The sequence below is a fragment of the Candidatus Hydrogenedentota bacterium genome (assembly GCA_016791475.1).
In the GTDB taxonomy this organism is placed as follows: domain Bacteria; phylum Hydrogenedentota; class Hydrogenedentia; order Hydrogenedentales; family JAEUWI01; genus JAEUWI01.
In genome coordinates this window covers 12775-24907 of the sequence record JAEUWI010000029.1, presented here as the reverse complement: position 1 = coordinate 24907, position 12133 = coordinate 12775, and the positions used below count along the sequence as shown (strand labels likewise).

Genomic DNA, 12133 nt, shown 5'->3' with positions numbered 1-12133 from the left:
ACGGGACCAAGTGGGGACTATCGTTTTTCACGCGGCCATAACCTCGGCCTCATTTTTGCCATACAAACCTGCAGTACTCTGCCGTATCGCTAAGCACTTTACCCGAAACACAGGACCGCGCGACACCATGATAGGCAATTTCCTCAGTCAGGCTGGATTCCGCCTTGTTCACTCCCGCAACCTGGTCTACAACACCTGCTGGGAGGACCCCCGAATCGACCGGGAGGCGCTGGAGCTTACGCCGCGCGACGCGGTTCTCGTCATCACGTCGGCCGGGTGCAACGCGTTGGACTACGCGCTGGCGGGCGCGGGCCAGGTCCACACGGTGGATATGAATCACCGGCAGAATGCCCTTTTAGAGCTCAAGTTGGCCGGCCTCCACGAACTGGACTACGAGGACTTCTTCGCACTTTTCGGCAGAGGCCGCCTGCCGGAGTTTCATCGCATCTATCGCAGCGCCCTGCGGCCTCGGCTGGGCGAAAGCGCCCGGGCCTACTGGGACCGCAACGCCGACTTCTTTGACCCGGCGCAATCCCGGCGAAGCTTCTATTTTCGGGGCACCTCCGGCGCTTTCGCGTGGCTTATCAATGCCTACCTCGGCTGCCGACCGGCCCTGCGTGAGGGCGTGGACGCACTGCTTTCCGCGCCCGACCTTGAATCGCAGCGCGCCCTGTACTATGCCGAAATTCGGGAAGCCTTCTGGACGCGATACGTCCGCTGGCTCATGGATCGCGACATGACCCTCAGCATGCTCGGCGTCCCGCTGCGACAGCGCGAGACCGTGGAGCGCTTCCATCCCGGTGGGGTTGTGGGTTTCGTGGAAGACTGCGTCGACGCCGTCTTCGGCCACCTGCCCCTGCACGACAACTACTTCTGGCGCGTTTATCTAACCGGAGCCTACACCCCCGATTGTTGTCCCGAGTATCTCAAGCCCGAAGGTTTCCAGCGCCTGAAAGCGGGCGCGGCGGAGGCCGTCTCCGTGAACACGGGCACGGTAAGGCAATTCCTGGAAGGCTACGAGGGAACCATCTCCCGCTTCGTGCTCCTCGACCACATGGACTGGCTCTGCCAGGACCCCAACCGCGAGCTTACGAAAGAATGGCAGGCCATCGTCAATCGCGCCTCCGAGGATGCCCGTATCATCTGGCGGAGCGGCGGTCTGAACACCACCTTTGTTGACGACGTTGAAGTCGTCCGCGGAGGACGCGCGATCCGGCTGGCGGAAGCACTCCAATACGACCGGAACAAGGCGGCCGCACTGCACGAGCGCGACCGGGTGCACACCTACGGCAGCTTTTATATCGCCGATCTACTGCCCGCATGAACGCCGCGATGCGCGACCTCGCGACGCTATACCATTTGATGGTCCGGCCGGTCCGCGGCGGCACCCACGCCCAGCGGCTGGAGTCGTTCTACGGCCCCCAGGCCGAAGGCTACGACGACTTCCGCCAGCGCCTGCTGCACGGGCGCGAAGCCCTTTTCAGATCGCTTCCACTCGAAGCGGGACAGACCTGGATCGACATGGGCGGCGCGACCGGCGCCTCCATCGGCTTCATGGGCGAACGCGCCGCCGCCCTTGAGCGCATCCACATCGTGGACCTGTCCCCCAGCCTGTTGAACATTGCGCGAAAACGCGTCAGCACCCTCGGTCTCACCAACGTCGCCCTGCACGAGGCCGACGTTACCACCTTTGTGCCCGACGGCGGCCCGGTCGACCTGGTAACCTTCAGCTACTCGCTCACCATGATCCCCAATTGGTTCGCCGCACTGGAGCACGCCCTGCGCCTCCTCAAGCCGGGCGGCCACATCGGCGTGGTGGACTTCTACGTATCGCGCAAGTATGTCGCGGAAGGCCATCGCCGCCACAGCGCATTTACGCGCCACTTCTGGCCCGCCTGGTTCGCCAACGACAACGTCTTTCTGAATGCTGATCACCTGCCTTGGCTGGCGCATGCCTTTGAGACCATTCACCTCGCGGAATGTCGGGGCGGATTGCCCTTTGTGCCGCTGGCGAAGGTGCCACACTACGGATTCGTGGGGCGCAAAAGGAGAATGGACCAAGTGAACTCAGTGGCCTGATAGATTCAGGTCCACTCCGTCCACTCGGTCCATTCCGTCCAAAAAATCTCAGCCGCGGCTACCCGAGATCACATAAATCCCCGAAGCCAACTCCAGCGTCCCGTCGGCGGGCTCGCCATTCAACAGCACCTTGCCTCGATAGGCCTCAGGCAGCACCACGCTCGCTTTCGTATTCACGGGCACCTCCACCTCGAGTTTGAACTCGACGCCGACAATCTCCCACTCCGAGCGAATCAACCCATGAATTGAGCGATAGTGCGTCGTGGCCCAGGTCAGTCCGCCGCCGGGCTTCGGGGCGATTTCGAAGGTCTTGAAGCCAGGCGTCAGCGGCGCGATGCCGCCCACCGTGCTGTAGAGCCATTCACCCACGGCGCCGAAGGCGTAGTGGTTGAAGGAGTTCATCCCCGGATCCTGGAAGCCTTTGTCCGGGGTCCAACCGTCCCAGCGTTCCCACATCGTCGTGGCGCCCTGGGTTACCTGGAAGAGCCAGGAGGGGTAATCCTTGTTCATGAGAAGCTGATAGGCCAGATCGATCTTCCCGGCTTCCGCCAGACCAGGCAGGAGGCGCGGCGTGCCGATGAACCCGGTGGCAAGGTGGTTGTCGAAGCGCGCGACTTCGGCCTCGAACTGCGCGGCGGCCTTCTCCTTCAATTCCGCCGGCACGAGATCCATGGTGAAGGCGAGGGCATAGCCCGTCTGGCTGCTCTCCAAGATCTTGCCGTCCTCCGCGAGGAAGTTTTTCACGAAGGCATTCTTCACCGTATTTTCCAGCGACGCATAGTGCTGGGCCTTCTCCGTCTCCCCGATGACCTCGGCCATTTCGCGCATCAAGCCGGCGAGGTAGGCGAAATAGGCCGTGCAGATAACCTCATCCTTCGCGCCGCCGCCCTTGTTGAGCCAGTCGCCGTACCCCATTTTCTTGCGGATGCCGTTCTCGCTGGTCTTCTCGAGAAACTCCATCCCGCGCACGAGGTTGGGGAAGTGTCGCGCGATGATGGCCGTGTCGCCGTAATAGCGATAAATCTGGTAGGTGCAGATCATGGCCGCATCGCCCCAGGCCACGGCGCCGCTGCCCAGTGCCACGCGGGGCGCCACATCGCCGAAGGATCCGTCTTCCGCCTGGGAGTCCTGCACAAGATCCACGAGCCACTTCGTGAAGAAGGCGCCCGCGTCCGCATTGTACAGCGCGGTGGGGATGAAAAACTGGGCATCGCCCGTCCATCCCATGCGTTCGTCGCGCTGCGGGCAGTCCGTGGGAATTTCGAGGTAGTTACCTTTCTGGCCCCAGGTGATGTTGTGGAAAAGCTGATTCAACAGCGGCTCGGAACATTCGAAATGCCCGGAAGGCTCGATGACCGATTGAAGCACCACTCCGACCACGTTCTCCAGCGGCAGGGCCTCGTCCACACCCGCGATCTCCACATACTGGAAGCCGTGAAAGGTGAAGTGGGGCTCCAGCGTAATCGGGCCGTCCGCCGAAAGCGTGAAGGTGTCGATGCAGCGCGCCTTGCGCAGGTTGGTGGTGTAGAGCTTGCCCTCGGCATCCAGGCGCTCGCCAAAGCGCACGCGGACCCGCTGACCGGCCTTGCCGTCGAGGGTAATGGCCGCCCAGCCCGCCAGGTTCTGACCCAGGTTGTAAATGTGCACGCCCGGCTCCACCGCCGTCACCGATTCGGCGACGATGCGTTCGTGACGCGTCACCGGTGTACCAGGGTGGGCCTGCACCGGGGCCGTGCTGGTCGTGCCGGTGGCCACCCCATCCCACGCGCTGTCGTCAAAGCCCGGCTGCAGCCATCCCGGAGTCGCGTGGGCATAGTCGTGGGTCTCGCCCATGAGCATGTCGGACTCGCGAATGTGGCCGTAGCTCGCCTTCCACGAAGCGTCCGTGGCGATCGTCTCTTTGCGTCCGTCGGCGTACTCAATTTCGAGCTGACCCCGGAAACGCGGTTCCTTGCCATAGTGATCCCGCGGGCTGTCCACGGGCAATTGCGGCAGGAAGCCGAGGTAGCCCGCATACCAGCCATCGCCCAGCAGCGCGGCGAAGGTATTCTCCGCGCCGGGCTTGAGCATCCGGGTCACATCGTAAGTCTGGTAATAGACGCGCTTGTTGTAGTCCGTAAACCCGGGCGCGAAGATGAAATCACCCACCCGTTCGCCGTTGATGAAGGCGTCATATACACCCAGGGCCGTTGCGTAAAGCGTGGCACGCTTGATCCCCTCTCCGGCCGAAAAGTCCTTGCGGAGCTGCGGCGGCGGCGGCAGTTCAAGCGCCTTGGGGAACGCGGGCACCGGCCAGGGCGGCGTGCCCACGGTGCCGATGACGCCCGCGCCGGGCCACGCACTGTCGTCGAAGCTCGCTTTGTCCCAGCCATCGGGTGCCGCGTCGCGCACGGCTTTCCAGTCGGCCCCGCTTTCAATAAAGGTCGAAGGCCCTTCGCCATAGTCCAGCACGATCCGCGCGACCATGCCCGCCGGGTTCGGCGCATCTCCCGCGTTCTTACCGATGACGCCGATGATGTTCTCACCGTCCTTGACCAGCGGGGTCATGTCTATTTCGTAGATCTGATTGAAGGTCGTGATGGTCGCCTGAAGCTCCACCCCATTCACAAAGGCCCGGGCGGCATTATCCGCCGTGATATAGATCTTCGCCGAGTCCAGCAGGCGATCAGGCGCCACGGTGAAGGCCTTGCGGAAATACACATCGCCCAGCGGAGCGGACTCGCCCGGTTTTCCCTCGCCAAACCAAATCCAGTTGGCGCCACCCATGTCGAGCACGGGGGCCTCTTCCGCAGCGGGCGCTTCCACGACGGCGTCATAGCCGATCCACGCCGCCGTCCAGTCGTCCGGCTTCAGCAGCCCCATGCTCCACAAGGCGGGCGCGCTCCACGGCGAGGGCGTGTCCGCCCCATCCCAAACCCGCACCTTCCAATAGCTCATCTGTCGCGACGTGAGGGCCTTGCCCGCGTACGCAATAAACGTGGTGTCATCGGAGGCCACCTTGCCCGAATCCCACAGGTCCCCCTGATCCGCCTGAAGCACCTTGAGCGAACTCGCCACCAGGATCTGATAACCCGACTGCACCTGCGCGGAGGACTCCGACGCCAGCGTCCAGCCCAGTCGGGGCGCGGTCAAGTCGAGTCCCAGGGGATTGGTTTTGTATTCGCAGCGAAGATTGGTGGGCTGAATGGCGGCCATGGCGTTCATCGTTCCGAGTAATCCTGTCAATAGCAAGGTGGCCAGTCTGAGTGGCATTGGGGTAGTCCTTTATGGTCTATGCTAAGCGCCTTGCCGTCGGACAGGGCGCATGGGTCTTATGGGTCTTATGAGTCTTATGAGTTGATAGTTGATAGTTGATAGTTGACAACTCACGATTTACCTGATGGCCTGGAGCATCCTGAAGCCTGAAGCCTGAAGCCTGAAGCCTGAAGCCTGAAGCCTACAGCCTACAGCCTACAGCCTACAGCCTACAGCCTACAGCCTACAGCCTACAGCCTACAGCCTACAGCCTACAGCCTCACCAGCTTCGTAATCTTCCCTGTCCCATTCGAGAGCCATTCCACCACGTAGATGTTGCCTGCTTTATCCACGTGCAGGTCATGGGGTGAAGAGAAGGCCCCTTCCACCCAGTCCGATTCTGGAAGGTTGGGCCAGCCTTCTTTTTTCCAGCAATCGGGACGATCCCCGAGGTGCAGGATGAGCTTGTCGTCTTTATCAAAGATGGAAATCCGGGAATGGAGATCGGGGATGTAGTTTTCGTCGTTCCACGGATTCACTGTGCAGGGAAAGCGCAGTTCCGCCGTCAATTCGGAAAGGCAGGCGCCGTCGAGGGTGAAGTACTCCAACCGGACGTTGCGCCGATCCGCCACGAGCAGCCGCTCCACGCCGCTCCGACGGTCGACTTTGATGCCGTGGGGACCATCCAGTTGCCCCAGCGCCTTGCCCGGCCCGCCAAAGGAATCGATGTACTTGCCCCCCTTCGAGTAGCGATGAATCCAGCTCTGGCCATACCCGTCGGCGATGTAGATGTCGCCGTTGGACGCGACGGCGCTCTCCGTGGGAACAAAGCGCTTTTCCTCGTCGTAGATATCCTTGCGGGGAGGCGTGGCAATGCGCAGTACCTCTTCGCCGTCGAGCGTCATCTTGACCACAATGCCCTCGGAGGTGGCGGAGCAATAGAGATATTCTCCATCCGCTTCTTCATTGAGAATCATGCCGTGAGCGCCCTCGTGCCACGGTGCCCCCCAGGAACCCAGCACATTCCCCTCGGGATCGCAGATCACCGTGCACACCGGCCCGGTGTGATGTATGAAAATGCGCCCCGACCGATCTTCCACCACGCCGTGGGTCGTGCCAATTACCAGAGAATCGGGGAAGTTGCCCCACCGATCAATGACGCTGTAACGATGGCTTCCGCTTCCAATTTCCATGCTGAGTGCTCTCCGATTGACTGGGGGGACGCTAATCGGAAGAGTGTAACACGCGGCGGCGGCACTGAAAAACTCCGCGCCCGAGAAATGTCCCCCAATCGAATGAACGACTAGGGCAGCGGCACAGGCGTGAGTTGCACCTTTTGTCCCTCGGCGTCCAACGGCTCGATCTGGATAAGCTGGGACACTTCCGGGCCGGTTTTCGCCACGAAGATTCCAAATCGACCGGTGGACCAGTTCAGACTGATTGGTTCAGACCCGGTCGGACCGGGCCAGAGGTCTCCAAGGAGATGCACCGTATTGGCTGGGTCATCGATGCTGAGCATCCACAGTTCCTCGCCGTGCACACCGTCGCGCGCACTGAAGTAGAGATTTCTCCCATGTGCAACGATATTGTATGGGTCCGATGACTCGGGCCCCTTCCAGATATCCGCAGCGAGACGCGTCCCCTCGGGTGTCCCATCCGTCATCCAGAGTTCGTGACCGTGCTCGCTGTCGTGGGCGCGGAAGAATAGATACTCCCCAGCAGCGACATAACCGTAGGGCTCGCCATCGGCCTCCCCCGGATTGATGTCCGAGAGCTCCCGAGTACCTTCCTCCGTGCCGTCCGTGCACCAGAGCTCCGTACCGTGCGCTTGCGTCTTCGCCCGGAAAATGACCCCTTTCTTCCAACTGTAAAAGTAGCCTGGACCCGACGACTCCGCACCGGGCCAGAGGTCTCCAAGCAAGTGGAACCCGGCTTTTCCGGGCTCGTAGTACCATAGCTCCATGCCGTGCTCGGCGTCCCGGTTCGAAATGATGGCGCGGTGCCCATCCACGGCCGCTATATTTGAATCCAAATCTACCGGCGCGATCTCGCGCACCGTGTTGCTCGCAATGTCATACCGCCACAGTCGCATCCCATCAAGATTGTAAGCGATCATATAAGCGCCGCTGTCGTCCGTGGCAAGCCGCGATTGCATCGGAACCGAGTTGCTGGGACCTTCCGCCAGATCCGCCGTAATCGCGGTCTGGCCCGGCCTCGTGTTGGTACACCAGAGTTCGTGACCGAAGGCGAGTGTCTTGGCCTCGAAGAGCACTGTCGACTGTAGAGAAACCTGAGGAAGGGGCTCGCTGCCCATGGGGCCCGGAAGTATATCCATCACCTGACGGATATCACGGGCGCTACCGTCATACTCCAGGAGAGCGGACCACAATTCTTCGCCGGTCTCGGGCGTGCTCGCCGCAAAGAGAAAGTTGGCCGACTCGCGACTCAAGAAGTTGCGTGGATTACTGGATCCCGGCCCGGGAACGATGTCCTTCAGCAGGGTCATGTGAAGGTTGCCAAATCCACAGAACCAGAGCTCGTTCCCGTGAACCCCGTCATCATAGGCGAAGCATACCCCCGCGCTGGTGCTCACCAGACGTGAGTTGATCGTCTTGGCTCCCGCCGTTGTGACCGGGGCCACCCGCGCCGCTCCCGGTGCTGTGGAGCTCGTCGCCGGTCGTGGGTTCGCTTCCTCCTCGCGTGGGCTTCGTCCGTTGCGCGTGTAGAAGCCCACCCCCAGTACACCGCCAACCATCAGAAGCACCAAAGCCACCCGCAGACGCCGCCAAAATGGATGAACCATCACCTGCGACTGGCTCACCACCTTGGTCGTTTCCTCCGCGGCATCCAGCCGCAGGAACAACTTTGCGAAGGTATCCTTGCCGCTCTCGCGCTGCTTCAGTTCCGGTATCTCGATCAGTCGGTCCAGCGCCGCCCGGGCACTTCCGGGTCGCTCCTGCGGATCACGCGCGGTCAGGTCGGCAATGAGGTCTGAGAGCCCCGGCGAAAGATCCGGAGCCAATTCGGCGAGGGAAGGCGACGTACTCTCCGGAAGGGACTTGGTGGTCATGCCCGGCGTACACGTATCCTGAAAAGATTTGCCGGAAAGAACTTCATGGATCACCGCGCCGGCCGAATAAAGATCCCATCGAGGATCGGGCTTCTCCCCGCGCCAGGCTTCCGGCGGGCTGTAGCGCGGTGTGCCCCACAGCGGCCCGCGCTCGGCACTTCTCCAGTCCCCTTCCGATCGAATCGATTGGGAGATGCCGAAATCGGTCAGGTAAAGTTGCCCCTGGGGCGTCACAAGCAAGTTGCCGGGTTTCAGATCGCAATGAATGACGCCGTGACCGTGGCAGGCTTCCAGCGCTTCCAGAAACTGGCGCAGCAGATCCGCCGCCACTGCGGGCGCAAGCTTGCCCGCCGCAAGAATTGTATGGAGTGGCGCCCCCTCGATGTACTGCATCTCAATAACAAGCTGGCCCTCGACGGAAGTCATACCGTACACCCGGACCACATTCGGGTGCTCCACGCGGGCGGCGTTCCGCGCTTCCCGCTCCACGCGGGCAAGACTCTCCGCGTCGGCCGTGAACCTGGGATTCAGATACTTGACCGCCACACGGCGATCAAGACGCAGATCCCAAGCCTCGTACACTACGCCCATGCCGCCTTTCCCGATTTCTCGAACAAGGCGGTACTTCTCCCCCCCCGAGGGCACTTCCATTTGAACGGAACTCCAACTTCCTTCCCATTGCCCACCACCCAGTCATGCACTGAAGTATAATGTATGCGAATGCCTGATACAAAAATAGACTGCGAGTACAAGCCCCAACCCCCAAACCCGCTGTCCGCTCAAAGCCCCCCGACCAACAGAAAACCGATCAAAACCCACGCGCGCCGCGCAAACAACCACAGAACCATCACACCGCCCCAGAACAATACTCCAAGGGCGCAGGGAGTTTCTGAACGGTGCCGGCTCAAACCCGAGCGACGCCGTGCGCTTCAAGCGCGCGACAGCACGCCTCTTTGTGCTCATCGGGAATGAGCAGCACGCCCCGCCCGGTGAAGGAGAATTTGGACCGCAGTTGGACCTTGATCGCCCCCTGAACCTGGCCGTTCCATTCGAAAGCCAGAATCTTCTCCCATTTCATGAGAGTGGCGCCTTGCCAGATACCGTTCTCGCGAATCTGCACGCGGCTGAGCCCCGCAATTGTGTAGAGCAGCGCGGCGGAAAAAGAGAAACGGTATCCCAGCGGCGCGCCACTCGATTGCTCTAAAAAGATCAGTCCAGTCACTACAAACATCGCCGCATTGAAAATGTAGAGTGCCCGGCTGGGACCGGGGCCACAGTCAAGTACGAGCGTACCGTAGACGGATCGGCCCCATAACCAGGAAATGAAGAAGTTTGTGAACACGGCAATCCAGAAGAGATCGAACACCACACCCAACGTATGCATAAAGGACTGGTCGGACAGGAGCGAGACCACCAGGGTTCCGCCCCACAACAGTACCAGAATTGTCAGTCCGGCAATCAGGGCGTTTCGCGCCCCGATCTTCCACATTTCCGCCGTCATTCTTGCCGCCATGATTCGACTCCCTCTGTTGGACCTGCCTCCAGCCTATACCTTTCGACGGAATCTGTCAATCGCTCCTACGGCGCGATAAATCCATGCACCACGCCCAGGTAATAGGCCAACAAGTAGGAAACCGGGTCCCGTAGTTTCGTGCCATCACCACCGCTGGTCAAGGTCCAGGGGTCGTCACCCCAGTAGACCGCGTGGTTCTCATCGATAGGATAGACGAGACCATCGTTGCGGTGCCCCGCGCCCGTGAGCGGTGCGCCGGGACTCCGGGTGTGATCGCCGAGGAACTCCAGATCGATACGGTGGGCGTTGGACATGGGCCAGACGATCAAATCCATGGGATAGCGCTTCAAGGTGTCCACCGCCATCGCCATCCACGGCACGCCCGGCGACAAATCGCGCGTGCCCCAGTGGTCGGTGCACTCTTTTCCGTTGCAGCAGGCGGCGTAGACGAAGTTGAAGAAGGGGTTCCGCTCGTACTTCTCGATGTTCCAGTACCAGTAAAAGGAGTTGTAGTACATGCTGAGCAGCTCGGGATCGGTCTCATAGCGAATCAGGTGGTAGTAATTCATGATCGCCATGTTGTCGTCGGCCTGGCCATGCGACCCCGGCCCGAACTGGATCTTGGGCGAGGTCATCACGTTGAGTCCATAACCATGGTCATCGATCAGCTTCCGGTAGGCCTTTCGATAGCCGTCATCGCCCGTGATGTGGTGGGCCACCTGCAAGAAGGTCAAGATACTCTGCGAGTTCAGGCCCCGCTCGAACCACCAGTCTTCATTCTGATTCAGGTCTTTCGGCGAGAAATGGCCCCAGCGCGTGGGCTGGCCATCGTGATCCACCATGCTGAAATCATGCTTCATCAGGTGGTCCGTCATGCGCCGAACCACGACCCGAAGCGCCTCGCGCTCGGCTTCGGTTTCGCATACATGGTCGTAGTAGAGACCGAAGCCAAAGTAGTAACCATCGAGTTCATCGGAACTGGAGTCGCACTTCCAATACCACGCGCCCGATTCATCCACGGGCCAGCGCGGGTCCATAATCTTCCAGAGCTTGTCCCGCTCCTCGCGGCGCGCGCGGTCGGTTTCCGGATTGAGGATCAGGTTCGGATCGGGGCCGTCCGTAGAGCGAATCGCCCGGGCGATGAATCCCTTCGGCGCGGGGTTACTCCCACCCTCTGTAACCTTGCTCAAAAACGCCAGCGCCTCGAAGGCCCGATGCGCCTTGCGCTTCTGCTCGGGGTCCTTCGTCGCGGCATAGCCCAGACTCGCCGAGCCGAGGTAGAGCCCCGTGAAGTGCCCATCGTTGTCCGTGTCCCGCGCGGCGCCGCCCTCTTTCTTTCCGGGCGTCGGCAGGGTAGCGTCGGCCACATACTCAAACTCGGTGCGGCGGTGATAGCGGTCGATCTCCTCCTCGAAATGGGCCGCTTTCGCCGCCAGGGTCGCGGGCACGCTCCCAATCTTCGAAACCCCGCCCGGTGTGGCAAACCACGCCGCGCCGTCGGAACCCACCGCAATATCATTCACCTGGTTGTTCAGCAGCCAGCGTCGCCCCTGTCGGAAACGCCACTCACCATTCACAAACTGAATAGCGCCGTTGGTTGTGCCGAACCACACGCCCGACGAACCCGCCGCCAGACACGTGAAATCGTTGAATGGCAGCCCCTCTTTGCCGGTGTAGAGCTTCCAGTTCTCCAATTCCAACCGGCACCCCACGCCCTGGGGACTCGCAAACCACAGGCGCCCCTCGCCATCGTAAACGACCGCGCGCACATCCACCGGGGCCCAGCGCGTCGCGCCATCCCGGGGCAGCACCATCTCGAGGCCCGTGCCACCATCGATGTAGAGCCCGTCCGCCGCCGCGACGGCGACTTCGCCATTCAAATCCGCCGTGTCACGAATGGCCCCCTGGGACAACACCGCCGACCAGGCATCCCGCCAGAGTGGCGCCTCTTGCGCTACGGCATCGGAATCGGGCTCAGCCGCCGAGGTCCAGACGCCTTCCGCCAGCACCGCCTCGCCGCCCGAGGTCCTCACGGACAACTGCTGGACCTCGCCCCCAACCCAGGCGATACGAAGCACATCATTGGACGGCAGGCCTTCTGCCACCGTGTAAGGGGTATGAATCTGCTGTTCAAAGGTCCCCACCTCGATGAGAAACGTGGATTGGGCCCCGCCCATCGGCGCCAGCGCCCCGAGGAAAAAGAATAGCGCCGCAGACTTCACATGGGTCGATTTCAT

The 12133-nt window shown here is 61.4% G+C and carries 7 protein-coding genes; 2 read left to right on the top strand and 5 right to left on the bottom strand.

Annotated features, from left to right (window positions below; all coding sequences use genetic code 11):
• Positions 1-127 precede the first annotated feature (127 nt).
• Together JNK74_16010 and JNK74_16005 are read left to right on the top strand one after the other, a co-directional pair.
• Positions 128-1324, top strand: a complete 1197-nt coding sequence (locus JNK74_16010) for a BtaA family protein (GenBank protein ID MBL7647690.1) — start codon at positions 128-130, stop codon at positions 1322-1324.
• Entirely contained in the window at positions 1321-2079 is a 759-nt protein-coding gene (locus JNK74_16005) for a class I SAM-dependent methyltransferase (GenBank protein ID MBL7647689.1), read from the top strand. Before JNK74_16010 ends, JNK74_16005 begins: the two co-directional genes overlap by 4 nt.
• Positions 2080-2127: 48 nt before the next feature.
• On the opposite strand, the gene JNK74_16000 is transcribed toward JNK74_16005, so the two are convergent.
• The 5 genes from JNK74_16000 to JNK74_15980 all read right to left on the bottom strand — a co-directional run bounded on the left by JNK74_16000 (position 2128) and on the right by JNK74_15980 (position 12133).
• Positions 2128-5331, bottom strand: coding sequence for a family 78 glycoside hydrolase catalytic domain (locus JNK74_16000; GenBank protein ID MBL7647688.1), 3204 nt, complete (start codon positions 5329-5331; stop codon positions 2128-2130).
• A 254-nt stretch (positions 5332-5585) separates the two neighbouring features.
• Positions 5586-6506: a hypothetical protein gene (locus tag JNK74_15995; GenBank protein ID MBL7647687.1), complete on the bottom strand. Its 921-nt coding sequence runs from the start codon at positions 6504-6506 to the stop codon at positions 5586-5588.
• A gap of 110 nt (positions 6507-6616) precedes the next feature.
• Positions 6617-9034, bottom strand: coding sequence for a protein kinase (locus JNK74_15990; protein ID MBL7647686.1), 2418 nt, complete (start codon positions 9032-9034; stop codon positions 6617-6619).
• 253 nt (positions 9035-9287) lie between these two features.
• Positions 9288-9896, bottom strand: coding sequence for a hypothetical protein (locus JNK74_15985; GenBank protein ID MBL7647685.1), 609 nt, complete (start codon positions 9894-9896; stop codon positions 9288-9290).
• A 65-nt stretch (positions 9897-9961) separates the two neighbouring features.
• A complete protein-coding gene (locus JNK74_15980; GenBank protein ID MBL7647684.1) occupies positions 9962-12133 on the bottom strand; it encodes a hypothetical protein in 2172 nt (723 codons plus the stop codon).